The organism is Methylobacterium sp. Leaf100, from assembly GCF_001422845.1.
In the GTDB taxonomy this organism is placed as follows: domain Bacteria; phylum Pseudomonadota; class Alphaproteobacteria; order Rhizobiales; family Beijerinckiaceae; genus Methylobacterium.
In genome coordinates this window covers 60890-87043 of sequence record NZ_LMMW01000003.1, presented here as the reverse complement: position 1 = coordinate 87043, position 26154 = coordinate 60890, and the positions used below count along the sequence as shown (strand labels likewise).

Annotated in this window: 14 protein-coding genes; 7 read left to right on the top strand and 7 right to left on the bottom strand. The window is 62.2% G+C overall.

Annotated elements, in window-relative coordinates; translation table 11 throughout:
• The first annotated feature begins 134 nt into the window (after window positions 1–134).
• From ASF25_RS04005 to ASF25_RS03980, 3 genes are all read left to right on the top strand, one after another.
• Window positions 135–425 carry a hypothetical protein gene (locus ASF25_RS04005; protein WP_056174657.1) on the top strand — a complete coding sequence of 97 codons (291 nt, stop codon included), beginning with the start codon at window positions 135–137 and terminating at the stop codon, window positions 423–425.
• Window positions 426–597: 172 nt separating this feature from the next.
• Window positions 598–6564 carry a glycosyltransferase gene (locus ASF25_RS21770; protein ID WP_082502481.1) on the top strand — a complete coding sequence of 1989 codons (5967 nt, stop codon included), beginning with the start codon at window positions 598–600 and terminating at the stop codon, window positions 6562–6564.
• A 574-nt stretch (window positions 6565–7138) separates the two neighbouring features.
• Window positions 7139–8281 carry a GNAT family N-acetyltransferase gene (locus ASF25_RS03980; protein WP_056264528.1) on the top strand — a complete coding sequence of 381 codons (1143 nt, stop codon included), beginning with the start codon at window positions 7139–7141 and terminating at the stop codon, window positions 8279–8281.
• A 493-nt stretch (window positions 8282–8774) separates the two neighbouring features.
• Here ASF25_RS03980 and ASF25_RS03975 read toward each other — a convergent pair whose 3' ends face one another.
• Window positions 8775–9818, bottom strand: coding sequence for an IS110 family transposase (locus ASF25_RS03975; protein ID WP_056303395.1), 1044 nt, complete (start codon window positions 9816–9818; stop codon window positions 8775–8777).
• Between ASF25_RS03975 and ASF25_RS03970 the strand changes: the two genes are divergently transcribed.
• Both ASF25_RS03970 and ASF25_RS03965 read left to right on the top strand, forming a co-directional pair.
• Window positions 9762–10448, top strand: a complete 687-nt coding sequence (locus ASF25_RS03970; protein ID WP_280137320.1) for an IS3 family transposase — start codon at window positions 9762–9764, stop codon at window positions 10446–10448. The genes ASF25_RS03975 and ASF25_RS03970 overlap by 57 nt on opposite strands.
• A gap of 192 nt (window positions 10449–10640) precedes the next feature.
• A complete protein-coding gene (locus ASF25_RS03965) occupies window positions 10641–11801 on the top strand; it encodes a sulfotransferase family protein (protein WP_056303392.1) in 1161 nt (386 codons plus the stop codon).
• Between the two features lie 235 nt (window positions 11802–12036).
• On the opposite strand, the gene ASF25_RS03960 is transcribed toward ASF25_RS03965, so the two are convergent.
• Window positions 12037–15870 carry a glycosyltransferase gene (locus ASF25_RS03960; RefSeq protein ID WP_082502479.1) on the bottom strand — a complete coding sequence of 1278 codons (3834 nt, stop codon included), beginning with the start codon at window positions 15868–15870 and terminating at the stop codon, window positions 12037–12039.
• A gap of 685 nt (window positions 15871–16555) precedes the next feature.
• Between ASF25_RS03960 and ASF25_RS03955 the strand changes: the two genes are divergently transcribed.
• The gene (locus ASF25_RS03955; protein WP_056175053.1) at window positions 16556–17221 is read left to right on the top strand and encodes a class I SAM-dependent methyltransferase; all 666 of its coding nucleotides are present in this window, start codon (window positions 16556–16558) and stop codon (window positions 17219–17221) included.
• A gap of 6 nt (window positions 17222–17227) precedes the next feature.
• Window positions 17228–18241 (top strand): glycosyltransferase family 61 protein, encoded by a 1014-nt coding sequence (locus ASF25_RS21765; protein ID WP_082502478.1) that lies wholly within the window; start codon window positions 17228–17230, stop codon window positions 18239–18241.
• A 92-nt stretch (window positions 18242–18333) separates the two neighbouring features.
• Here the strand turns inward: ASF25_RS21765 and ASF25_RS03950 are convergent, their stop codons facing one another.
• The 5 genes from ASF25_RS03950 to ASF25_RS03930 all read right to left on the bottom strand — a co-directional run bounded on the left by ASF25_RS03950 (window position 18334) and on the right by ASF25_RS03930 (window position 26110).
• Complete coding sequence (locus ASF25_RS03950) at window positions 18334–19284, bottom strand: FkbM family methyltransferase (protein ID WP_210168820.1); 951 nt, start codon at window positions 19282–19284, stop codon at window positions 18334–18336.
• A 138-nt stretch (window positions 19285–19422) separates the two neighbouring features.
• Window positions 19423–20850, bottom strand: a complete 1428-nt coding sequence (locus ASF25_RS03945; protein WP_056303389.1) for an HlyD family type I secretion periplasmic adaptor subunit — start codon at window positions 20848–20850, stop codon at window positions 19423–19425.
• A gap of 193 nt (window positions 20851–21043) precedes the next feature.
• The gene (locus tag ASF25_RS03940; protein ID WP_200927268.1) at window positions 21044–22783 is read right to left on the bottom strand and encodes a type I secretion system permease/ATPase; all 1740 of its coding nucleotides are present in this window, start codon (window positions 22781–22783) and stop codon (window positions 21044–21046) included.
• A gap of 178 nt (window positions 22784–22961) precedes the next feature.
• Entirely contained in the window at window positions 22962–24791 is a 1830-nt protein-coding gene (locus ASF25_RS03935; protein ID WP_056303386.1) for a hypothetical protein, read from the bottom strand.
• 272 nt (window positions 24792–25063) lie between these two features.
• Entirely contained in the window at window positions 25064–26110 is a 1047-nt protein-coding gene (locus ASF25_RS03930) for a radical SAM protein (RefSeq protein WP_056303385.1), read from the bottom strand.
• Between the last annotated feature and the right edge of the window lie 44 nt (window positions 26111–26154).

Genomic DNA, 26154 nt, shown 5'->3' with positions numbered 1-26154 from the left:
CGATGTGACCACCCTGTATGCAGGGGCGGAAGCGCAGCCGCCTCGGTCCTTTTCTCTGCCTTTTGAGGTGAGGAGCAGGGAGCTTCGAACCTGCAGGGAGGCTGCGCCGCGTGAGGGCCGAAAGGGTTGGGGCAATGGCAGGTGATCTGTTTCATGAGAACTGGCGTCACGAACAGCGTGCCGATGGGCTCTATGTGATCATCGAAGAGATTGGTGGGCTCGGTGCGCTCGGCCCGTTTCCCGACGCGGAAGCCGCTCGGATCGGTTTCGCCCGTTACTTCCTCGGGCTGGATCTCGCACCGCCCTCTGCGCCCGTTCTGCCCAAAGCCGACACGGTCTCCGTCGCGGACAGGCGATCGCACGATGCGTCTGTGGATGACGGCCGCACGCGTATCCTCGATATGCGCGATGGCGAAAATCGGTGACCGAGGTGACGGATGCGAGGTCGGCTACGTGACTGTATGGTCATAAGGCCATTGATTCTGGCGTGACCCACCCTGTACCCCCAGAGAAGTGAGCGCCGCGTTTTGCTTGACAACCAACGGACGATGAAAAATGCCTATGCATTAGGCTGCGGCCACGCCTGCTTGGGGAAGGATGTGGGATCGATCCGCGCGGGGGTGCCATCCCATCCCGCGGAATCGTCACGATGCCGTAGGGGTATCGTCATTGCTGGTTGTTCGGGGGCAGGCGGGTCCCGGCGGCTGGAAGTTCAACCGTGCGACTGCTGGACATTCTGACGTAATGAAATCAATCAAAGCCTTGTTCGGCACCCGCACGCGGCACGACAGCAACCTCTCGATTCAATCCGACTACGATCTGCTTGCACGCAGCGGGTTATTTGATCGGGGCTACTATCTCCGTGAGAACCCGGATGTCGCCGAGAATGGGGCGGATCCGATCCATCATTATCTCACCATCGGCTTCGTCGAGGGGCGTGAACCCTCAGCGTTCTTCGATGGCACGGGTTACCGGGAGGCGGACCCCGCGATCAAGAGCGAGGGTATCAACCCTCTCGTCCATTGGTTGCGCTCGGGTGCAGCTGAAGGGAGGCCGGCCCCCGTACGCATGGGTCGGTCACCGATCTCTGGTGAAGTCCGGTCGGATTACGCCTTGGTCGCCCGCAGCGGTCTTTTCGATATTGGCTACTATCTCGCGGCCAATCCGGACGTTGCTGCCTCCGGGGAAGATCCCATCGTCCATTATCTCCAATTCGGATATCTCGACGGACGCGAACCATCGGCATTCTTCGATGGAACCCGCTATCGCACCGAGAATGGAGACGTTCGCGACGCGCGCATCAATCCTCTGGTCCATTGGTTGCGCCTCGGTAGCGCGGAGGGACGCGTAGCGCCCGTCCGCACCGCTCCGACCCTTGCGCGGCCGGGTACCGATTACGCGCTCGTTGCCCAAAGTGGGATGTTCGACGTCGGCTACTATCGGAGGGCGAATCCCGATGTCGCGGACAGCGGCATGGATCCGATCCTCCATTACATCACTAACGGCTTCTCTGAAGGACGGGAGCCGTCTGAATTTTTTGACGGCCAGACCTACGCTGAACGTTATCCTGACGTCCGCTCAAGCAATCTCGCCCCGCTCGTCCATTGGATGCGCGTTGGACTTCACGAAGGCCGTTTTGCACCGATCCGAAGTAGCGAAGGCGTCAGCCCCGGGACCGATTACGATCTTGTCGCCCGTAGCGGCCTGTTCGATGCCGCGTTCTACTTAAGAACCTATCCGGAAGTGGCCGCAGCCGGGTTGGATCCCGTCGCTCACTACCTGCGTAGCGACCATGCGGATGGGCTTCAGCCCTCGGCATTCTTCGACGGCGCCGCGTATCTCGCCCGGCATCCCGAGATCGCAGCGGCGGGCGTGAATCCACTGGTGCATTGGTTGCGAGTTGGTCACGACGAAGGCCGTTCCGCACCCGTAGCCGTTGGCCCGTCAGGGCTGCACGGTCCTGGGTCCGACTATGATCTTGTGGCCCGCAGCGGCTGGTTCGATGAGGCACACTATCTCACGCAGAACGCCGACGTTGCCGAGGCCGGTTTGGATCCGGTGGCGCACTACCTGACGGGAGGTTATCGCGATAATCGTGAGCCGTCCGCGTTCTTCGACGGACGTGGCTATAGTGCACGCTACCCCGATGTGGCGACGGGAGCCATGGCCCCGCTCGTCCATTGGCTTCGTATCGGTCGTACGGAGGGGCGTCATCCACCGATCCACGTCCTACCGAGCCCAGGTCACGACTCCGATTATGCCCTGGCAAACGGAAGTGGGCTGTTCGATCGTGCATACTATCTTTCGCAGAACAAGGATGTTGCCGAAGCCGGTCTCGATCCGGTGGTTCACTACCTCGCTTCCGGTTTTCGAGAGAACCGAGAGCCGTCTGGGTTCTTCGACGGGTGTGGTTACAGCGCCCGCTACCCCGACGTTGGGCTCGCAGACACTGCGCCCCTGATTCATTGGTTGCGCATCGGTTTGGCCGAAGGCCGCGATGCTCCATTCCACAGCGGGATAGCCGAGCCGGAAGGCGGCTCCGATTACTACATCGCGATCCAAAGTGGTTTGTTCGATCGAGCGTACTACTTGCGGGAGAATCGGGATGTAGCTGAGGCTGGCCTCGATCCCGTCGCACATTACTTAACTTCGGGCTTTCGCGAGAATCGTGAGCCATCGGGGTACTTCGACGGAGGTGGTTACCGCGCGCGCTACCCTGACGTAGGCCTCGCCGATATCGCGCCCTTGATTCACTGGTTGCGTATCGGGTTGGGTGAAGGTCGCGACGCACCGATCCGCGCCCTGACCGACGTCGGAGCCGGGATCGGCTCGGACTATGACGTTGCGGTGCGCAGCGGATTGTTCGACCGGTCCTACTACTTACGCGAAAATCCTGACGTCGCCGCGGCTGGGTTCGATCCGGTGGCACATTACGTCACTTCGGGTTTTCGTGAGGGACGCGAGCCGTCGGAATTCTTCGATGGACGTGGCTACCACGCCCGTTATCCCGATGCTGTGGATACCGCACCCCTGGTGCATTGGGTACGCGTGGGCCTCGTCGAGGGGCGGCGGCCACCATTGCGCGGCGCCCTACCGCCCGGTGCTGGTATCGCCTCCGATTATGAACTCGTCGCCCGAAGCGGCCTGTTCGATGTCGGCTATTATCTGCGCACCTATCCCGACGTCGCCGCCGACGGCATGGATCCCATTGCCCATTACCTCACGAGCGGGCACCTCCAGGAGCGCGAGCCGTCGCTGTTCTTCCACGGCCAGACCTACCTGGAGCGCTACCCCGATGTCCGCGCCAGCGCGATCAATCCCCTCGTGCATTGGTTGCGCACAGGAACCCTGGAGGGACGTGAGGCGCCCCTGAACCCCCGCGGGATCGGTCAGCAACTCAGTCTGCGCGACCTGTGCGAGCCCACCCGTTCAGAGGCCACCGCCGGCCTGTCGGACCCGGCGTTTCGCCCCAGCGTGGTGACGCCGGCCTTCAACACCGAGCCTTCCTATCTCCAGGAACTCTTTCAGACCCTGCTCAATCAGAGCTACGTCGGCTGGCGCTGGATCATCGTCGACAACGGATCCGAGCGGCCCGATACGCTGCGAACCCTGCGCCGGATCGCAGCCGCGGATCCCCGCGTCACCGTGGTGTTCGCCGAGCGCAACCTCGGCATTGCCGGCGGCACGAATCGCGCCATCGCCGAGGCCGACGGGACGCACGTCGCGCTGGTCGATCACGACGACCTGCTGCCGCGTACCGTGTTCGAGGCGATCTGGAAGGCGATCGAGGCCGAGCCCGATGCGGACCTCGTCTACACCGACGAGTGCAAGATCTCGGACACGGGCGAACTCTACGACGTGGTTCTGAAGCCCGGCTGGTCGCCGGTTCTTCTTGAGAACACCATGTATCTCTCTCACCTTTCCGTCTACCGCCGGGACTTTCTCGCGACCGTGGGCGCGTTCCGGCCGGACTTCGACGGCACTCAGGATTACGACTTCGTCCTGCGCGCCTCCCGCCATGTCGAGAAGGCGATCCACGTGCCGGTGATCGGCTACGTCTGGCGCGCGTCGCCGACCTCGACAGCGACGTCGATGACGACGAAATCCTACAGCGTCGGGCGCCAGGAGGCGTCGCTCCTCGAATTCGCCCGGCAGCGCGATCCGGGGGCGTCCGTCTCGCCCGGCTTCGGCGATGGATTCTGGCGCACGCACTACACCCTGCCGGCCGCGGCACCACTTCTGTCCTACGTGATTCCCACGGGGGCGGGGTCCAGGATGGTGCGGGACCGGCGCATCAATCTGATCCTGAACTGCGTCCGGAGCTTCGAGAACACGGAGTTCTATCCGAACCGGGAATACGTGATCGTCCACAACGGCGATCTTTCCGCTGAGCAGAACGCGCAACTCGCCGAGACACCGGGTATTCGCTTGGTGCACTACGAGGACCGCTCCCTCAACATCGCGCGGAAACTCAACATCGGCGTCGCCGCCGCCGCGGGTGAATTCGTTTGCCTGCTGAACGACGACGTCGAGGCCATGACGGCGCGCGGCGGCGAGGAACTCGTCGCCTTCCTGCTCGCGCATCCGGATGTCGGCATGATCGGCCCCCTTTGCCTGTTCGAGAACGGCACCGTTCAGCACAACGGGGTTATCCTCCTCGAACAGGGGCCCTCACACGCGGGGCTGTTCGTCGCCCCGAGCCATGCCGGCGCCACGGGCAATCTCCTGCAGTGTCGGCGCGAGGTGTTCGGCGTCACCGGGGCCATGGCCATCGTGCGCCGCGCCGATTATCAGGCGCTCGGCGGCTTCGACGAGCGCTTCCCGCTCAATTACAACGACGTCGATTTCTGCCTGCGCCTGCGCGAATCCGGCCGCACCTGCGTCGTCGATCCGGGCGTGCGGGTCTATCATTACGAGAGTGCCTCGAAGACCGGCACCTATCGCTGCGAGAAGGAAGCGCTCTACGCCCGCTGGCCGGGCTTGCGCGATCCGTACTTCAACCCAGGCTTCGACCAGCGCGATCCGACCTACCGTGTGCTGCTTCGGCCCGAGCGGGCCCCCGTCGAGACGGACCCGGCCGCGTTCGAGAATTGGCTTGATCGCCATATCGCCTGGCGCATCCGACATTACCCAACCTCCGGCGCGATCCGGTTCACGCTCTGCGTGCCAGTCTACGACCAGCCGGCCGCCTTCCTGGAGGAAATGCTGCAATCCTGCCTATTGCAGACCTACACCAACCGCGAGATCGTCATCGTCGACGACGGATCGACCCGGCAGGATACCTTGATTTGGCTCGCCAAGGTCGAGGCCGCGGGCCATGCCCGGGTGATCCGGCACGAGGCGAACGCCGGCATCGCCGGCGCCAACCGGACCTGGCTCGCCGCGGCCGAGGGCGAGATCCTCGTACCCCTCGACGCCGACGACTACCTCACCATCGACGCGCTCCAGGTGATGGCGCACTGGATCGAGCGCTTCCCCGAGGCACGGGTGTTCTACTCGGACGAGTTCAAGTCCAATCCCGCCTCCGCCAAGGCGAGCCCGTTCTTCAAACCCGCCTTCGATCCGTTTCTGTCTGCGAACTGCTGCTATCAGACCCATCTCATGGCTTGGCGGCGCGACTTCCTCGTCGAGATCGACGCGTACAGCGATGATCGCGCGACCTGGTGCCACGATTGGGATGCCATCGGCCGGGCCTGGGCCGTCGGGCATGAGCCCGTGCATGTGCCGGAACTGCTCTACGCCTGGCGGATAAATCCCGGGTCGACGGCCTCGGCGGAGACCGGGGACAAGCCTGCAGCGGTGGCCTCACAGAAGTTCGTCCTCGATCGGTTGGTCGAGGCACGCGGGCGGTCGGGCGATGTCGCCGTGCGTTCGAACGAGAGCGGCCAGCACACCGGCATGTGGTCGCTGAGACCACGGCGCACCCTCGACAGTGTCATGAATCTCTGTGTCGAGGAGGCTTGGCGAGACGGCGGGGCTGTGTTGCGGGCCGCTGCGAGCACGGACGCCGAATGGCTGTACCTGCATACCGGGGCGTCGCCCGTTGAGGCCGATCTGCTGGAGCTCTCGGCCCTCGCCCTGTGGGACGAGCGCCTCGACGTCGCCTCGGGTCTGCTCACCGATGCCACGGGAACCCTCATCACGTGGTCCGGGGCGTTCTTTTGCCCGGACGGGACGGTGCTCGACCCAAATCTCGGCCGGACGTTCGACGGCTCCTATCACGGGCAGATCCATACCCAGCGCTGTGTCGACGTTGCCGCACCGACCAACGTCGTCATCCGGATCTCGGCCCTGCAACGGGTCCTCCGCACGAGCGGCGACGCTCTGACCTCCGACGAGCTCATGATTCGTCTCGGACTCGACGCGGTCCACAACGCCCGGATCGTTGCGGTCACGCCTTACCTACGAACGGTGTGGAAACCGGCACCCGGCCTCATTCTTCCAGTCGACCGGACAGGCCTGTTGGCTGGGCTCGAGGAGCGACTGCTTGCTAGCCGTTGGTACGATTCACGGCTCAGTCCCGAGCGCCCCTATGGGATCGAGCCCGAACGTTGGAGGTGCTGAACATGCGGGCCCACGATCGCGTGCGGCGTTGCGATCAGTCTGCGGTCGGGCGTCTGTCGGTCAGGCCCATCCGATGAATCCATCGCCGCCAGCGTTCCTGCTGTTACGGCAAAACCGTCGATCAGCAGGACGCCTTTTCGCGAGGCGGAGCATCAGTGATCGTCGATGGATATCGGCATTGGGGGGAGCAAAAGTCCGCCGCCTGACGGCTGGCGGCCGCACCTACGAACGCCGGCCCCCTCAGCCCAGCGGCACCGCCTTGGGTATCGGCTACGACGCGCAGGCGAGCGACCGCTGGATCGGCACCGGCAACTCGCTTCTGCGGCGCAATACCTGTTTCCCGAGGCCGACCCGTTCGATCCGCGCCTCAGTCGCTCGGGGGGCGAGGATTACGACCTGTACGTGCGCCGCGACCGCCCCGGTCGCCGCATGGTCTGGTGCAACTCAGGCTAGTCGGCGCCCTCTGGGCGGTCGCGCGCCTGCGCAACGCTCCCGATACGGGCGCGCGCCGGCTCAAGGTCGCGCAGGTCGCCGGCAAGCTGCTTTGATGGACAATGCCGAAGGGGCATCGCTGATGGACGAGTTGACCCTCCGCATCTATCCGTCGGTGCGCGCCGCTGCCACGGATCTCGAGACGCCCGGCCTGGCGGGCTACGCCTTCGCGCGTCACGCTTGGCTCCAGGCCTGGGCCGATACCTTCGGCGCACAGGCTCACATAGAACCCGCCATCGTCGTAATGGCGGATGCGCGCATCCAAATGGTCCTGCCCCTCGGCATCACTCGGCGGAACGGCCTGCGCACGTTGGAATTTCTCGGTGGGATCGTCACCGACTACAACGCGCCCGCTATCGATCCCGACTTCGCCCGCAGCCTCGACGCCACGGCCGTGCAAGCTCTGTGGCGCCGGATCACTGCCGCCCTGCCGTCCCACGACGTCGTTTGCCTGACACGGATGCCCGTGACCCTGGACCCGCCCGAGGGAGCGGTCGGGGAGCGGGTGCCCAATCCCCTCGCCCTTTTGCCGGGCGTCAACGCTGCCGGGCAAGCGCGAAGCGTGACGTTCCCGGACAGATACGAAGCGCTGACAGGGACCCTGCGCCCGAGATTCTGGGCCGACACGCAGCGCTGTCGCCGCCGACTCGCCGAAGTGGGACCCATTGCCTTCGTCGTCGCCGACGATGACGCCGGCATGCGGGCGCTTATCGTCTCGCTGAAGCGGATGAAGTCGCGGCGATGGCGTGAGACCCACTCCAAGGATTGGTTCGCCGTCCCGGCCTTCTCCGATTTCTACGACGCCATGGCCCGGATCGACCTTCCGGAGGGGCGAATCCACGGGAGTTCGCTCAACGTCTCGGGCACGGCCGTGGCAGCGCATCTCGGCCTCGTCTATCGCAGCCGCTTCTATCTCCTCCTGATCGGATGGGAGGCGGACGGCTGGCGCCGTTTCAGTACCGGACGCCTTATGACCGAGACTCTGCTGCGCCAGGCCTTCGACGACGGCCTGCGGGTTTTCGACTTTACCGTCGGCGAAGAGGCCTACAAGGACGATTGGGCCAACGCCCTGATGCCGCTGGTCCGCTACGACGAGGCCATTACCGCCCGTGGTCGCTTCGCAACGGTCCTGATGACGGCGCGCGACAGATTGCGAGCCCGCGCCACGCAGGTCGCGTGGCTCCGCAGGATCGTGCGCCGGTTGGCGGGCCGGCCGCTCGCATGACCGGCTTCGAGACGATCCGGGATGCGGAGGGTAGGCCCCTGTGATTGGCCCGGGGTGGCGCCCTGGGCCGGAGGCTGATCTGGCCCGACACCCGGCGGGCGACGACCCTTCCTAGAACCCCGATCGAAGCATTTCATCGCCGCAGCTTGGCAACAATCTCTTCAGCCGGATGCTTCTTCCGTCCCATGATGACACCCTCCTCATGGCTCAGAGCCATATGTGGAACGGCCCTGCGGACAAGAGCGCTCAGCAACAGATCCCCCACCGCGAACGGTGCAGTCATATGTCCGGCCTTTGGGCGCGGTCATAGACCGCTGGCCTCGATGGAGTCCGCGAGGTGAGTGGCAGATCATACCTGCGCGCTCGGAAGTGCATCGGCTTTGGAGGCCTGTCTCACTTCGGGGTAACGTCCCGTCGGGTCTCATCGCTGCTGTTGCACACCTTATCCCTGCCCGGCAGCGGTCCGCCGGTCAGCTCTGTCCGGTCGTTGCCGTCAGGCGCCCATTGCGCTCGATGCAGCGAGACCGGGGTTCCGATAATGGCTACCCTTCGTGAGGAGAGCCCAGACGATGCGCGCCGTCTTGTTGGCCAGCGCAACGGCGGCGACCTTCGGAGGACGACGCGACAGGAGCGCCTGCAACCACGGCGAAGCTTTGCCACCATTGCGCGCGTGGCGCAGGACCGTGGTCGCGCCCAGAATCAGCAAGGTTCGCAAGGTCGGATTGCCCATCTTCGAGATCCGGCCCAGACGCTCCTTGCCTCCGCTGGAATGAGCGCGCTGTGTCAGGCCAAGCCAAGCTGCGAAGTGCCGTCCCGAGACGAAGCCACTTGGATCAGGGACGAGGGCCTTCAGCGACGCTGCCGAGATCGGTCCGATACCAGGGATCGCCGTCAGCCTCCGGAGATCCGCATCCTCCCGTGACTGGGCTACAATCTCGCGGTCCAAGCGGTGAAGGCGCTCATTCAACGCTTCGATGTGATCGGCTAGATCCCTAAGCGCCTGCCGCGCGATGACCGGGAGCCGCGCATCGTCAGGGTCTCTGACAATCTCCATCAGACCGGCAACCCGGCTGAGCCCCGTGCCGCTCACGATACCCAACTCCGACAGGTGAGCCCGCAACGCGTTCACCGCCTGGTTCCGCTGGCGTACGAGCAGATCACGTGTCTTCAGCGCCATGGCGGCGGCCTGCTGCTCGGCCGTCTTGACCGGCACGAAGCGCATGGTTGGGCGGCTCACCGCTTCGCAGATGGCTTCGGCATCGCCGGCATCGGTCTTGCCGCGCTTCACGTAAGGCTTGACGTAGCTCGGGGGCATGAGGCGCACCTGATGGCCAAGTCTTGCGATCTCACGCGCCCAGAAGTGAGCACCACCGCACGCCTCCATCCCGACGAGGCTGGATGGCAGCTTGGAAAAGAACGTCAGCACCTGCGAGCGACGCAACTGCCGCCTCACCACTCCGGCGCCCTCCAAGGAGATCGCGTGCACTTGAAAGATCTGCTTGGCCAGATCGAGGCCGACGACGTGGATCTTAGACATGTTCGGTTCCTCTGCGTTCGAGAACTGATCCGGAATCAAAACCCAGATCAGCGCTGCCGCAAGCAGAGCCGTTCCACACCATCATACCTCAGGGAGGACCACTTTTCACGGGGCAGGCCAAACCGGCAGTTCAAGGCCGCGTGCCCGAACAGATCGTGGGTCGCGGATTTTACCTACCTGGTAACCTGGGGCGGTTTCGTCTACGTGGCCTTCGTGATCGACGTCTTCGCGCGCCGAATCGTAGGCTGGCGTGTATCGCGCTCCGCCCGGGCCGACTTCGTGCTCGATGCCTTGGAGCCGGCCCTGCACGAGCGCCGCCCCTCCACCGGTAGCGCCCTTGTCGGTCATTCGGATCACGGCTCGCGATACGTGAGCATCCGCTACACAGAGCGCTTTGCCGAGGCCGGCATCGAATCCGCCGTCGGTAGCGCCGGAGATTCCTACGATAATGCGCTCGCCGAGACGGTAATCGGCCTGTTCAAGGCCGAGGTGATCCATCGGCGCGGACCATGGCGATCATTCGAGGCCGTCGAGTATGCCACCCTCGAATGGGTGAATTGGTTCAATCACCGCAGGCTGCTCGAACCAATCGGCAACGTGCCTCCCGCCGAGGCAGAAGCGCGCTACTAGACCAAGGCCGAGGCACAAGCCTTGGCCGCCTGACCCAAACCAAATGGCCTCCGGGAAACCCGGAGCGGTGCAGTGGCGTTTGGCCTGCCACCGTCTGAGCCTTGGCTCAGTTCGGGCAGGCGCTTGGGATCGTTCAAGAGCACTGGTATCGGTGAACAGGATCCCAACCCGGGATGGTGAGGTGAGTGTGGAATGAGCGTGACGGGATCCGGATCTGAGCGCCCGCGGCGGACCCTCGTCCTCGTGATCGGGATGCATCGCAGCGGGACGTCCACCGTGGCGGGAGCGCTCGGCGTGCTCGGAGCGACTATGCCGGCCAAAGGGCTTGGTCTCTCAGACGACAATCCAAAGGGGCATTTCGAACCGAAGGAAATCGTCGCCCTGCACGACCGGGTGCTGGCATCGGCTGGCATGCATTGGTGGGATTGGGACAGGTTTCCCGACGCTTGGTACGATTCCCCGGCCGCGCAGGAATTCATCGATGAACTTGTCGACATTGTGCGAGCGGAATTCGGGGACGCCCCGGTTTTCGTCGTCAAGGATCCGCGCACCTGCAAGCTGATGCCCCTATGGCGGCGCGTTGCGGCGATCCTCGACCTCGACGCCGTGGCTGTCCTACCGTTCCGCCACCCCGACGAGGTGGCGCGTTCGCTGCACGCCCGGGATGGTTTTCCCTTGCCCAACACCCTGATGACATGGCTGCGCTACGTCCTCGAGGCGGAGCGTGAGAGCCGTGGGATGCGCCGGGTTTTCCTCCGCTACGAGGATCTTCTGGCGGACGGCCGGTCGGTGATGCGACGGGTGGTCGAAACCCTGCAATTGCCCCTCCCCCGTTTGTCGGAAGCAGACCTCGCCGCGCTTGATAGGTTCATCGATCCTGATCTCAGGCGGAGCCGGGCCGGGTCCGGGAGCATCGACCATCTCCACCCATGGCTTCAGGACGCCGTGACATCCTACGTGCGGGAGCTGACACCAGCGCACGAAGGAGCTGGGCAGCAGCCGGTCTCCGTGGTTCTGGATCAGACCCATGCAGCCTTTGCAACAGCCTGCGCCGCGTTCGTACCGGCTTTGCACGCAACGAATAAAGGGTTCGAGGACGCCCAGGGCCGAAATATGTTGATCCCTGGCCTCCAGGCGGAGCGCGATGCGGCACAAGACTTGGCTCGCAGCGCAAACGCGAAGTGGGCCGAAGCAGAGGCCCGGATCGCAGCCCTGCTCATTGAGGGCGCTGAGGTCGCCGAATTGCGAGCGGCGTTACAGGCCAAAAACGATCAGATTGGTCGATTGGAATCGGCGATTCAGCAAGCCAAATCCAAGGACGCCCCCCCGCGGCGGTGGTGGCAACGCAACTGATGCGTTCTTTTAGCACGCCCAAAATGTTGCCTATGAGGGGGATTGGACAAGCGCCATGTTTAGCGCCCTAAGTTTATCAGGCACATGTAGATGAGCATATAAAACCTGAGGTTTTGTGTATGTGGGACAGTGGAGAATAATTCGTTGAAATTCTATTAAATCGATCACTATAGTTCATATACGGTATTGAATACTATTTAATTCTATCGTTAGGTGCCCTATTTTTAAATCATGTTTAGTTTTTAGGCGTTGTAATAATTTGAGCGCCTACCTCCGAAACGACGATGCGTTCGTATAGCTTCAGCAAGTCGTTTCCTTGATCCGCCGTGGTCCGTTCCGAACTGCGAACGTCCGACGGGCTTTTGCTGAAGCGCACGGGATCGTTGTTGATGCAGACTAGGACGTCACGCAGGGAGTCAGGCGATTCGACATCAATACGGAACCCGTCGACCTTGTCGGTTAGATCCGCTCCAATGGCACCCCTATCGCTCGCAACGACCCAAAGTCCGGCAGCACGCGCTTCTCGGGTCACAAGGCCATAGCTTTCCGGCCACAAGGAAGGCGCGAGTAAGACGTCGAGCTCGGCGTAGAGCTCGGCGATGGAGTCCTGCGGCTGTCGCCCGATGAGACGAACCGGTGTGCTCCCCCAGATCTCCGTGGAGGTTTCCCCAGGCGCTCGCGCGTGATCGACAAGCGTGAGATCAAGGTTTGGAAAGGCTCCGGTCCGCACGACGGATTCGATCAAGGTTGCGCCCTTGTGCGTTGTCCGACCACCAATCTGTCCGAGGCGCACGCGTCCCGCCGGGCCCGGACGCCGTGGTACAAAAGCCATCACCGGGACCCCGTTCGACACAGCGACCGTTCGGGGATGTCCGGCCGCACGATAAAGACCGGCGAAACTCTCCGAGACGGCGATGAGAGCGTGTGCAGCATCGAGCAGGTCTCCGAGCTTCCTACGCCGACTCAAAGAAGCGATCGGGTCGAGGGAGCCGTTCGTGGCGTCCATCAACGGATCTGCGGAGGGCGCATGAACGCGTCCATCCGCATCGACGAGAAACTGAAAATCCGAGATCCACCACGCGTCGTGGAGCGTGACAACATAGGGAATGCCACGCGCCCGAACGGCTTCCACCACGGTACCGGTGAGGTGCTGCACGCAGTGAACGTGGACGAGATCGGGATCGAAGCGATCCAAAAGTTCGTCGAAGGGCTCGCGCATGCGCGCGTCGAACGGTTGCCAACCACCATGCTCACTCTGAAGTGGCGCGATCCGGTACACCGGTGCGCCACGGTAATGGTCGATGCGCGTGCTGTAGGCCGGGTGAGCGCCATCGTCAGCCGCCGCGACCGCGAATTCGAAACGGTCAGCGGCATGATCGAGAAAGTGATCCAGGTTGTCCCGAACGACGCGCGTCGCCCCACCCACGAGTTGCGGGGGAAAATAGACATTCAGAATGAGAACACGCGGCTTTCGCCCAGCGACCGGCCGGTAGGTTCTCGGGCGAGGCTGAGCGGTTCCCATAAGATTGGGGGGCTCAGGCCGCGGCGGCGGCAGTGCATGGGTAAGAACCGCGACGGCCTGATCCAATCCGTACTCGCGCAACGCTTTCAGACGAGCCCGCTCCCCGATTGCCCGCCGCAGAGTATGATCGATGATCAACCGGTCGAGGGCCTGAAGCCAATCTTCGGGCGTATCGGCGAGCACCGCGTCGACCCCATCGCTGAGCAATTCCCGGTAGGTGCGCGTCCCGGAAACGATCGACGGAACCCCGCACATGGCGGCTTCCAACCATTTGATCTCGCTCTTGGCGTCCGCCATGGGGCTGCGCATGAGCACCGCAAGATTGATATCGGTGGCGGAAAGGACGTCCCAATAGGACGCCACGTCCCGACAAAAGCCGAGTTGTCGAACTTGGCCCGCGAATGCGTCAAACCGTACGTCGAGGTGGAGGTAGCCGGCGATCACGAGCCGCACATGCTGATGGCGGGCTAAAATTTCCAACAGGGCGGGGGCAAGGAGGACGGTGAAATCCCGGTTATGGGCTTTCGTCCCCGATCCGTAGAAGAGCGTTACGGAGCCCTCCGAGAAGGGGGCCGCCCGTTGTGCGAGGAAGGGTTCGTTGCGCTGGTCGAGCCCATTGCGCAGAACGTGACAGGATCCTTGAGGAAGATGCGGCCGCATGGCGTCCGCCAGGGCAGGTGTCGACGCAAATCCAGCGTCGCACAAGCCTAGGGCGTAACGGAACAGCGGTACGCCATACTGAAGTTCAATATAATCCTGTTCGGAGATCTGCCCCTCGAAACTGTCGAACGGATCAGGGTAATGTCGCGGGTCGAACAGCAGATCGTCGATTTCATAAAACGTCGGTAGCCCGAGCGCCTTTGCATAAAGAATTGCATGCAAAACCGCGGGAAAGGCTGCGACTCGATAGAAGATCACCGCAGACGCAGAGTCGAGGCTCGATCGGCATCGATCCGCCTCGTCCTGCTTGAAAAGTTCGACGGTCCATCCGCCATGCTCGAGCTGCCGACATTTCTGCACCACGCGGTAGTGGTCGCACTGGGGGAGGTCGCGATTGGCAACGACCACGATCCGGCCGTTGCGAAGTGGCGGAAGTCGCCCCGGTAAGGGGTCGACGGTTGCAATGACCCCCGTCAACCGGTCGAGACAGGCGGTAAGGTGATCGTCGGCCTCCTGTCGCCGGCCGAGCGCATAAAGGGCTTTTGCGTCCCGGCTGATGCTGGCGAAGACAAGCGCGACGGTCTGATGCGCAGCGATCCGCCATTCTGGTGCACCACGGAAGGTTCTGGCCGATCGTTCGATCCGGTCGAGTGCCTCCTCGGATGCACCAGGCTTGGCAGCCAGTCCCAAAGCGGCGTGAATATGGGTCCACAAGCCCGCCCCAGGGAGATTGGCCGCTACGGCATAGTCGGCTGTCGCTTCACCATCGCGGCCGAGTGCTCGCAGCGCTTCGGCGCGTTGGTGTAGGAGCAATGGGTCCGAGGGAGCGGCGGCAAGTCCGTGCCCGGCGGCCGTCAGGGTCCTATCGTGATCGTTGCGGATGAGATGATAGTTGGCGATCTGGCCAAACAGGCGAGCTGCACCGGCCCCCCGCACGACTCGATGATGCTCGACAAAGCCGCCGGCGACGAAATGCGCGAGGGCAGCGAACCGACCCGCGGGAAAAGGCTTCTCGCTGAAAGCTTGGCTGGCATCATAGGCTACGTCATCGAAGCAGTCGGGGAACGTGTCCTCACCGATCAGTTGAGCCAGGGCGCTTCCTTCGCTGCCTGGAACGTCATCGACGATCCCGAAACTCAGCCAATCGCGATAGAGTTCGACATCACCCAAGGACGCCTTGTCGGGAAACTGCGAGCGGTAGAATTGTGGATCGAACTTGGCCTTCATGGACATGGGTGCCAATCGTTCGACCCCCTGTTCCAGGAACAAGTGGATACCCTCCAAGCGTGAAGCCGGGCGATGGGGAAGCCAGCTCGCATTCAGGATGGAAAATTCGTAGAGCATGAAATGGTCAAGCACGGGCTCGGGCAAAACACCGGCTGCGGCGGCGGCCCCGCGGATATTGGCAAGATCCCGCTCGCCGGCCTCGTTCCGCCGACGGCGATAGGGGCGGCCCTCAGCCCGACCATGGCGCAGAAAATGCTCCTGCAGTTCCCAGGGTGCGACCTTATCGAAGAGGTCTCCGTAGAGCCGGCGGTAATGGCTCGGAATGAAATCGTCCGGAAGCCGCCCGAATTCTTCTTCGAGTCGTCTGATGAGCACGCGCGGGTTCGGCGCTCGCCCCTCCAGGTGACCGAACTGTAAGAAATGCTCGATCAGGCCGCCATCCGGAATCTCGGATAGGTCGTGATAGTAGCGCTGATAGAATGCCGCGTCGAAGTCGTCTGGGAGGGCGTACGCCCGACCCTCCCCGCGACCAAAACGCAGGTAGTGTTCCGCGAGCGCCCAGTCCTCTCGTATATGAGAAAGATCACCATTGAGCTGACGATAGCGTTCAGCATGGAAATCAGTTGGTAGTTGCCCTAGCTCAGAACTCAAGGCGTCCATGAGAGCGGATGCATGCGGGTAACGTCCCTCCCGACGACCATGCGCCGTGTAGTGCTTTAGCAACGCACGGGGGGTCGAAACATTCGATAGATCCGAATAATATGTGCGGTAAAACTTATGATCGAAACTTTTTGAATTGGTTTTGCCGACTCGAGAACTTTTGCGAAATAGCCGCCTAACGAACATGCAATATTTTCCGGGCGTGTCTAAGAGCTGACTTGAGGGCGGTTTGCTGTCCTTACATTGCCATCCCTATCATGTGACGCCGGACCAATCACCCACATACCGCATGGATCAGGGTATCGGCTTCGTTCGCTCTATCGTCGATTCCTGTAGCACGTTGGCCTAACACCGGGTACCGAGCGAGACCATAGGAATTGGGTTCACAAGCGATAGGGGGAAGGGAGGCGCATGGCGTCGAAGGCACGCTTCGTACCATCAGCTCCGGATGATTGAGCAATCCCGCCGCAAGGCATTACGGTTCCAGGCCCGAGGATGAAATCGGCCCGGCCCTGAAATTGCTCCGATCTGCCACGAGCAAACGGGTATAAATTCGATAAACCGCGTTCCCCACCAACAGAAGAGGCGGGGATCCGACGACAAACAAACTACTGACGGACGACCCGCTCGCGCAGTGCCCGAACGAGCGTACGAGTCCATGATACATCCGGAGCCCGAACGCCACATGTCCTTGTACGAAATCTTTCTCTCCAATACCGGTCGACCAATCCACAAATCGGGGCACTACTTCTTCGCCTATGAGCGCCATTTCGGTCGCTATGTCGGCCAGCCTGTAACATTTCTTGAGATCGGCGCCGGGAATGGCGGTTCGTCGCAGATGTGGAAACGTTGGCTCGGGCCGCTTGCACGTATCGTCACCATCGACATCAATGATGTTTGCCGACAGTACGGTGACGAGCAAGTCGCCGTAAGGATCGGTGATCAGTCCGACCCCGCTTTCCTGCAATCGTTGATCGATGAGTTCGGTGTTTTCGATGCCGTACTCGATGATGGCAGCCATCACATGGCGCATGTCACGGCGACGTTCGAGTTTCTCTACGAGCGTATCGCCGCCAATGGTATCTACATGATCGAGGATATGCATACCGCATACTGGCCGGATTACGGCGGCGGTCGTAACGATCCGCGGTCCATGGTCGAACGTTTCAAAGGGCTTATCGACGATCTCAATGCGGATCACGTCAAGGACGGTACCGTGGCCCCAAGTGCCTTTACGCGACAAACAATCGCAATGACTGCCTACGACAGCATTCTTGTTTTCGAGCGCGCGCCAATGATTAATAAATTTATGAAAATGATCGGCAACGAATCGCTTCGCGTCAACTATTGAGTCCCCATGAGCCTCCTCCGATCCTGCACGAGCTTATGGGGTACCGCGGAAATTCGCGGCCTCGAACCGGACGTCTCCGTCGTGCAGGACGGATTCTACTTACCTTACACCCATGGTCAGGCTTGGGGGTTGTTCGCACAGGACGGAACCCCCATCGCCGCGGCGACGGATTACCGTGAACGCACGCATATCCCGCCGGATCAACGTTTGGAGACCAGCCTCACCGCGGAAGACATCGCGTGTGAGGCCCTCCACGGAGCATACATCTACGGTGGACGTATCAACCCGCATTTTGGGCATTTCTTGATCAACACCCTCCCGCGTTTCTGGGCCATGGCGCGCATTCGTTCGCCCCGGACTCCGATCCTGTGTCATGGACCTGGAACGCCGGCTGAATGGTTCGGCGTGCCTTTCATTGCCGCCGCCTTCGGTCTGCTCGGTCTATCGCCGCGGGACTTCGTAAATTTTCACGAACCTACACGCGTCCGCTCTGTCGTCATTCCAAGTACGAGCCTGGAGGAACAATCCGCGGGCTATCAGGTCTATGGCGACATGTGCCGCAAGATGGGTGACCGTATACGAGCCACGAGTTCTATTAATCAAAACACCACACCGATTTACTATTCGAAGACCAGGCTAATGTCAGCGGTAGGCCGGATCACCAATGAGCACGAAATCGAGACGGTTCTCGATCAGGCAGGTGTCGAAATCGTCTATCCGGAGACCTTGAGTTTCGTTGATCAAATTCGCTTGATGTCGTCACGCGAGCGTATCATGGGGTCTGCAGGTTCATTCTTGCATGCCAGTATCTTCTGCCCCAACCGTCGTATCACATGCCTCAATGTTACGGAGCAGATCAACACCAACTACTTGCTCATTGATGGATTGGCTGGAAACACCTCGACCTACCATTATCCCCCGGCCCTGCAGGTTTTGGAGCAGCAAGCCAATTTCCTCACCCTACGATATCTACCCGACGCTTCTGATGTTGCCCGGGAAATGCTGGAGCTTATAAACTAGATCCCAAATTAATCAGGCTTAGTATATGCGGGTTTGACTGGTAATATTTTTGTAATTATTGCTGACTTTACATTGATATTCGGTTGTGCCGACTATCTGATCTTTGCTTGTATGCGAGCGAGACCATGGCGGGCCATTTCCTCATGCTCCGAACGTGCAACGCAGAGATAATTCATTACTCGTGCACCAACGTTCTCGGAGAACCATTCAGCCGCAGACGATCCCTCGTACGGAATTAGCCGCAGGTTCTCGTCATCGATTGCAGAGACACGGTAGCCGTGCGCTGCCAGAATTGCATAGCAGGCGGCGAAGTTCTCATGCCCTTGAACCTCCAGAAACAGGGTGGGCTGATCTGCCAATGTCTTGCGAGCTCCGGCTAAAGCCATAGCCTCAACGCCTTCGACGTCGATTTTGATCAGATCCAGCTTCGCAAATCCGTGTTCCGCCAGGATCACGTCGAGCGGCGCCGCCGTCACGATCTCCGTCCTTATGGGGAGCCAGTCCGGCCGGTTCTGCGGAGCGTTCAATGACGATCCCGTATCAAGGATGTCCGGCCCCCAGGCGACATGCAGCGACAATGTACCGAGCGCGTTCGAGACGGCGTAGGGGGCAACTTTCAGTTTCGGGTAGCAACCATTCGCCACGAGATTCATGAACAAGCGCGCACGCACGGCCGGATTGGGTTCGATGGCGATCACCGATGCATTGGGGGCAGCGACCTGCGCCAAGATGCCGAACAAGCCCGTGAATGATCCGACATCGGCCACGGCTGCCGAATGTTTCGCGATGGCCAGCCACGCAGCGACGCTGGCCGCTTCATAGGCGTCCGGTCCGAACGCGTGGTAGACCATGGCAACGCCATCGTCGTTGCTCGAAAACATCGTCAGCTCGATCTCGTCGATCTGCACGTGTGTCCACCCGAAATAGGGATGCGTGCCGCGAAAGTCGTGTCCCGCCTGATCATGCTGGCTGGCGGGACGGTAACGGTAGCCCGGCTGGACCCATGGCCTGGCAGCCAGAGAACGAGCGTTCAGTCCCGCCATGGCGTCGGCGCGCGTTTCCGATGGCATCAGGTGCCCCTAAAGTTGTAGCGGACGGAAATCACCCGAGGCGGTCTCGCACCGATAAACCTTCGACGAACCGCGAAAGTTGGAAGGGTGCCTTGCGCCGGCGCGGTTCGCCTAGCGCTCCTTGAGGGCGCCCTTCAGCGAATCGCGGACCGGGCTGGTGACGTAGTCGAGGACCGTGCGCTCGCCGGTGCCGATCATGGCGGTGGCCGACATGCCGGGGTAGAGGCGAATGTGCTTGACGAGGTCTTTGAGGGCCTCGGGCTCGATGGAGAGTTCCACGGTGAAGTACGGCTCGCCGGTGCGCTGGTCCTGCTGGCGGTCGGCCGAGACCTTGGTGACGGTGGCGGGGATCGGCGGAAGCTGGCGCGCCTCGTAGGTGGCGAGCTGGATGTGCGCCTTCATGCCTTGGGTGACCTCGTAGGCCTCGTCGGGCTTGAGCTTGGCTTCCACCACCAGGGGGGCGTCGGTCGGCACGAGGTCCATGAGGCGCTCGCCGGGGGTGACGACGCCGTTCTTGGTGAACTGGGTCAGGTTCAGCACGTAGCCGTCGTCGGGGGCGCGGACCTCGACCATGTCGAGGGTCTCGCGGGCGGCGTGGAGGCGGGGCAGCGTGTCGTTGATCTTGGCCTGGACGTCGCGGAGCGCTTCGGCCACCTCGGCGTAGCGGGTCTGGCGCATGCTGGCGATCTGGAACTCGGACTCGGACATCAGCTCCTTGGTGCGGGCGACCTCGGAGATCTGGGCGCCGCGGTTGCCGACGAGTTCGGCGGCCGAGCGCTCGAGCTGGCGCACCCGGGCCTTCGGCACCAGGGCTTTCTCGTACAACGACTGCACGCCGACGAGTTCGTCCTGGATCAGGGCGGACTGGCTCTCGATGGACTTGATCGTGGCGTCGAGGCCGGCGAGGCGCGTCTGCGACTGGTCCATGCGCTTGCGCAGCACGTCGAACTGGCTCTCCATCGAGGCCTTGCGGGTCTTGAACAGGTTCTCCTGGTCGCGGATCATCATGGCGATGTCGGGCTCGGACGCGCGGGCCACGATCTCCTTCGGCAGGGTGATGCTGTCGGCGCCGTCGCGCTCGGCGTGGAGGCGGGCGCGCTGCACCAGCAGGCCGTCGAGGCCGTTCGACAGCACCTCGGCCTGGGCGCGCGGCATGGTGTCGTCCATGCGGATCAGCACGTCGCCCTGCTTCACCACGGCGCCCTCCTTCACCAGGATCTCCCGGACCACGCCGCCGTCGCGGTGCTTGATGGTCTTGCGGCTGGATTCGACCCGGAGGTAGCCCGGGGTGACGATGGCGCCGTGCAGGCTCGCCACCGCCGACCAGACGAATGTGCCGAGCACGAACACCACCACCACGGCCATGCCGGCGACGATGGGCTTCCTCACCCGGGCTTCGAGTTCGCGCAGAATCTCCGCCTCGTCGGCGGAATGCGGAATGGGGGCGGCCGGCGCCAGGGCGAAGGCCGGCATCTTCACGGGCACGATCCGCCCGATGGCGGTGCCCACGGTCTGGCCGAGATTGGCGGGGAGTTTCATCGGAGTGCCTTTTCGGGCGATCGGTCTGAACCGTGTGGTGAGGCCGCTCTGCGGCCGATGTTGGGCGCCCCTCCCTCCCCTTTGCGGGAATCCCGAACGAAGCGGGGATCGGGCGCGGGTCCCCTCTCCTGAAAGGAGAGGGAGTCCCGGCGCGGCTCCGAGGTGCCCTGCCGTGTGGCAGGTGCGGGTGGCCCTACCCCTGCGCCACGGCCGGCGGCGGGGCGGCGCGGGTCTCGGCGGTGCCGGGGACCCCGGCGGGCTGCATGAGCTGGCCGAGGATCACGTCGCGGTCGCCGAAGGATTGGACCTCGCCGCCGCGCACGAACAGGATCTTGTCGACGTGCCGGAACACGGAGGCCCGGTGGGAGACGATGACCACGGTGACGCCGCGGCTTTTAAGGGCGCCGAGCACGTCGAGGAGCGCGGCCTCGCCCTCGGTGTCGAGGTTGGCGTTGGGCTCGTCCAGCACCACGAGGCTGGGGTCGCCGAGCAGCGCCCGGGCGAGGCCGAGGCGCTGGCGCTGGCCGACGGAGAACACCGTTGTGCCGGAGGCGCCGAGCTCGCTCTCGTAGCCCTTCTCCAGGCGGACGATGAGGTCGTGGATGCCGGCCTCCTGGGCGGCGCGGGTCACGGCCTCGTCGGACACGTCCGAGCGGAACCGGGCGATGTTGTCGCGCACGGTGCCGGTGAACAGTTCCGTGTCCTGGGGCAGGTACCCGACGTGGCGCCCGAAGGCGGCGCGGTCCCAGGCATGGACCTCCATGCCGTCGAGGCGGACATGACCCTCCGTCGGCTTCCAGATGCCGATGAGCATCCGGGTCAGGGTCGACTTGCCGGCGCCCGAGGGGCCGATAATGCCGAGGGCCTCGCCGGGCCGGAGCGCGAACGAGATATTTTTGAGCAGCGGCTCTTTGGCGTTCGGCAGCGTGAAGACGAGGTTCTGGACCTCGATCAGACCGGTCGGCCGGGGCATCGCTGTGGCGACGGGGTTAGGCTCGTAGCCATCGAGCAGCTTCGTCAAACGCTTGTAGATCTGCCCGGCCTCGACGAGGCCTTGCCACGAGGCAGCGACCCGCTCGAACGGGGCAAGGGCCTTAGAAGATAGGATCATGTTGGCGAACAGAACGCCGGGTCCGATGACTTGCTTGAGAACCAAAAAGGCGCCGAGGGCAAGGATCATGATCTGAATCAGCATGCGGGTGAACTTGATGAGTTCCCCGATCTTTCCGGCTAGTTCACTGGCGTGAGCCTGCCCTTCGATCATGGTCAGGCGATCCACCTGCCAACGCTTCGTCAAAGCGGGCAGCATACCGAGTGCTTTGACGACCTCAGCATTTCGCAAAGCCATGTCAGTGAACTGATATCCTCGAATGGCGGCATTGTTCACATGCATCAAGGCTTTTCGCGACACGCGATCTTGTAGAATCGCGAGACCAAGTAAGATTAAGCCGCCGACGAGACAGAGTAGGCCGACCCATGGATCGATCAGGAACAAGGCGCCCATGAAAATTGGCAGCCAGGGGAGATCGAAAAACACGGCCATGCCGCTGCCGGTTAGTGTCTGACGAAAAACGTCGAGGTCACGTATAACTTGGCTCTGGCCAGCATTATTTTTTAGCTCAGCAGCGAAAAGAGCGCCGAAGACATGCCTTGACAACAGGCGATCGAACAGCACGCCAAAATGAATTAAAACTCCCGACCTGTAATGGTCAACAAATGCAGAGATCAGAAAAGCGCCCGTCACACTGAGCGCCATGATTACTAGTGTGGCTACGCTCTGACTTGCAAATACTCGACCGTACAACTGCACCATGTAAAGCGGCAGCGACAAGTACAGGACATTTGTGGCAAAGCTAAACAGGAAAGCATAGCCAAGCGGCTTCATAGCCGACCGCAATGTCTGGTCGAGCAAATTAACCCGCATTTGAGACATGCCGTAATCCGGTTGGGTGATTGCGCTTCGGGTCAATCGACGGCGACATCAGCACCACCGACTCAGCTGAACAATAGTTTGTCACTGAACATGAGCTTGTGTCAGGACTGGGGCATCGTTCCATGCAAAAAAGGGGTGGCCTAAGCCACCCCTCCCTTAAATGATTGTCGTCGAAAGCTTAGACGATGGTCGTGGCAGTCGAGAGAGCGGCGAGATCCGTCACGCCAGTCAGCTTGATCGCAAGGTCCGTGCCCGCGTTGAACACGTTGTTACCATCGTTCTGGACAACCACGAAGGCATTGCCCTGGAACACAACAGCGGAGACAGTACCAGTCGTTCCAGTCCGAACGGCGAGATCGAGAGCAGCCTGCTGCGTCGTGGCAGATGACGCGTCGACGATGTTGAACGTACCGGAAGCAGAGATGCCGTTCTGGATCGTCAGCTTATCGCCGCCAGCGACACCAACGAAGTCCGTGATGGTGACACCCGTTCCCGACACGGCAGCGTAGGCCGCCGTAGCAGCGGACTGAGCGACGGCACCCGTGAAGGTAACGACAGCCGTCGTGCTAGCAGCAGTGGCGGTGCCGAGCGTGCCGGAGAAGATACCACCAACGCCTGCGTTAGCCGTGTTGAGCGTCGCAGCGGTCGATCCGGAGGCAAGGTTCGCAAACTTCGCGGCGACCTGCACGTCCGTCAGGTTCTCGGTGGCCGTGAAGGTCAAACCGGAAACAGTCTCCGAGTTGCCAGCAGAAAGGGCCTGGAAGGTGACATCAGTGTTGCCACCGTTGGCAGCAACGACGGGGGCCACCGGGTTGGTAAAGCCACCGATGACAACCGAATCCACACCAGCCCCGAGGGTGATGGTCTGAGTGCCAGTCGCCGTTGACGTGTTAGCGACGACGAAGGTGTCGTTGCCGTTTCCGCCGAACGCGGTCACCGTGCTGGTCGAGTCCGCCGTGGCACCGATGGTGTTGAGGAACACCGTGTCGTCGCCGCCAGCAGCGTAGATCGTCGCCGTGCCCTGACCAGCATAGATGATGTTGTCGCTACCATCAGCGGCGTCAGCAGCAGCCGTTCCACCGAAGATCACGGTCGTGCCAGCGTTGCCAGATACGCGGATCGTGTCGGCATTCGCAGTGCCAAGGTTGTTCTCGTCACCGTAGGCAACAACCGAGGCCTTCACGTTCGCAACGTTCACCGAGATGCTGTCGGCATCACGTCCGCCGTGGATGGTCACAGCAGCGGTCGAGTCGAGACCACCACCAGCGGTGCCCAGCGAGATCGTGTCGTTACCAGCGTTGCCGAAGATGTTGACCAGGCCACCACCGTTGAAGGTGATCTGATCGGCGCTGTCAGCCGCATCAGCCGCGCCAACGCCGCCGAAGATGGTCGTGTTGGAGTTCGTGCCAGTGTTGGTCACGGAGATAACGTCGGTGCTCTCACCGCCATAGATCGCCATTTTAGCGTTGGTGTTGGTACCGCCACCACCGTTCAGAGTGATGCCGTCCTGACCCTTGCCACCGAACACAGTAACGAAGCTGGTGGAATCGAAAGCGCCGGTCTGCTGGATCGTGTCGGCACCAGCGTTTCCGTAAACAAGGAAGCTGCCCTTGTTGCCGATGGTGAAGGTGTCAGCGCCATCGTTCGGGTCAGAAACACCGAGGCCACCGAAAAGGGCCTTGACGCCCGGGGCCGCATCGGCCGGGGAAACGTTAGCAGCAACCGTACCGGTCGAACCGATGACCAGAGCATTGGCAGCAGTCGCACCGGGGCCTGCCTGACCCGTCGAAAACGTACCGCCGCCCTGAAGGCTGATGTTCGGGTACTGAGTGGTGTTGTCGCCGAAGGTCGTGCCCGTGACGGTCAGAAGACGACCACCGAAGTTGAACACCACATTGCCGCCGGACTCGGACACGCTGGTGAAGGTAGCCGGGTTGGCGGAGATGACAACAGTATCGGTCTTGGCAGCGGTAATGCTCGCCGAGCCGTCGAAAATGAAGCTAGCCATAAAGCTCTCCTGGGGTCTTCTACAGAAATTCGCTTCGCAGCCCGGCTATTCTTGCCAGTACCGTGACACCCACCGCGGGGACCCCTTCGTGAGGAGTGTTCCGTTTAAGGTTGGGCTCTTTTTTCAGAGAACCGAGCGCGGTGCAACCGGATTTTGGGTTAACCGCACAGGCCTCTGAAATCCTCAAATTCGTGTTGTGGAAGTATCACAGAGTTCCACCTGAATGGGACGTTCAGGCAACGAACAAGCCCATGAGCCGGCTTGTTTTTTTCTCAGTAATGGATTTTCCACTCGTCGTAGCGCTCGTCGAGGGCCGCGAGGTCCTCGAAGCGGTAGCGGTAGCGGTGCTGGTTGGCGCCGCTCTTCTCGTAGTGCGTGTGGAACTCGACGGTGTTCACGTTTTCCGTATCGCACTGGCACGAGGAGAACGGACAGGGTGCGGGCCCGTTGCGCAGGGTGATCTCGGGTGATTCGGCGAGGTTGCCGAGCGAGCCGTGGTACTTGCCCATGCCGCAGGGGGTGACGACGCCCATGGGGTCGATGAAGATCGCCCGGTAGCCGGCGTTGCACGCGCCGGGGCGCTTGGCGTTGAGCAGGTATTCGTAATCGTGCCGCGAGTAGATCATCGCCTTGATCTGTGCGCGCTCCGCGTCCGAATACGCCTGCGGGTACCACTTCTCCTGGTGGGGGCCGACGAAGGGCTGGATGAACACGTCGACGCCGCGGGCGTTGAGGCGGGCCTTGTAGTCGGCCAGCACGTCGAGGGCCTCGGGGAAGGCGACCATGATGACGGCGAAATCGTAGCGGCGGTTGAACTCGGCCGCCTTGTCGAACCACGCCTCGTGGTCCTTGATCTGCTCGGGGTGGAAGCTCGCCACCATGGCGATCTTCGCCTCGTCGAAGCCCTGGAAGGTCTTCTCGAACTGCGGCACCGACAGGGTGAGGTTGGTGATGAGGTTGAGGGCGTGGAGGTTCGGGCTCTGCGACAGGGTGCGGGCGCCGTCCACCAGATCCTTGGAGACGAAGAACTCGCCGCCCACCCCGATGCGGATGTTCACCGCATAGGGCAGCTGCGCGATGTTGTGCATGACGCGGCGGTAGCGCGCGGGGTCCCACTTCGAGGTCGGCGGCTTCTGGAACGTGGTGCCGTGGCCGGCCACGCAATAGGAGCAGGCGAGGTTGCAGGTGGGGTAGTCGGTGTAATACCGGATGTTGAGGGGCGGCAGGGTGGTGGCGGCCTGCGGGGCCACTCCGGGGGCCTCGGCCGGGACCGACTTCGCCGCGGGTTTCGCGAGGAAACGCGAAAACAGGTGTTGCATCGGTCCTCGGTCCCTCGTTCGGTCCCCGTCGCTACAGGGCGCAA

Coding starts and splice junctions, on each gene's coding strand:
- ASF25_RS04005 (WP_056174657.1), top strand. CDS start 135: ATGGCAGGTGATCTGTTTCATGAGAACTGGCGTCACGAACAGCGTGCC.
- ASF25_RS21770 (WP_082502481.1), top strand. CDS start 598: ATGTGGGATCGATCCGCGCGGGGGTGCCATCCCATCCCGCGGAATCGT.
- ASF25_RS03980 (WP_056264528.1), top strand. CDS start 7,139: ATGGACGAGTTGACCCTCCGCATCTATCCGTCGGTGCGCGCCGCTGCC.
- ASF25_RS03975 (WP_056303395.1), bottom strand. CDS start 9,818: ATGTCTAAGATCCACGTCGTCGGCCTCGATCTGGCCAAGCAGATCTTT.
- ASF25_RS03965 (WP_056303392.1), top strand. CDS start 10,641: ATGAGCGTGACGGGATCCGGATCTGAGCGCCCGCGGCGGACCCTCGTC.
- ASF25_RS03960 (WP_082502479.1), bottom strand. CDS start 15,870: ATGGACGCCTTGAGTTCTGAGCTAGGGCAACTACCAACTGATTTCCAT.
- ASF25_RS03955 (WP_056175053.1), top strand. CDS start 16,556: ATGTCCTTGTACGAAATCTTTCTCTCCAATACCGGTCGACCAATCCAC.
- ASF25_RS21765 (WP_082502478.1), top strand. CDS start 17,228: ATGAGCCTCCTCCGATCCTGCACGAGCTTATGGGGTACCGCGGAAATT.
- ASF25_RS03950 (WP_210168820.1), bottom strand. CDS start 19,284: ATGGCGGGACTGAACGCTCGTTCTCTGGCTGCCAGGCCATGGGTCCAG.
- ASF25_RS03945 (WP_056303389.1), bottom strand. CDS start 20,850: ATGAAACTCCCCGCCAATCTCGGCCAGACCGTGGGCACCGCCATCGGG.
- ASF25_RS03940 (WP_200927268.1), bottom strand. CDS start 22,783: ATGTCTCAAATGCGGGTTAATTTGCTCGACCAGACATTGCGGTCGGCT.
- ASF25_RS03935 (WP_056303386.1), bottom strand. CDS start 24,791: ATGGCTAGCTTCATTTTCGACGGCTCGGCGAGCATTACCGCTGCCAAG.
- ASF25_RS03930 (WP_056303385.1), bottom strand. CDS start 26,110: ATGCAACACCTGTTTTCGCGTTTCCTCGCGAAACCCGCGGCGAAGTCG.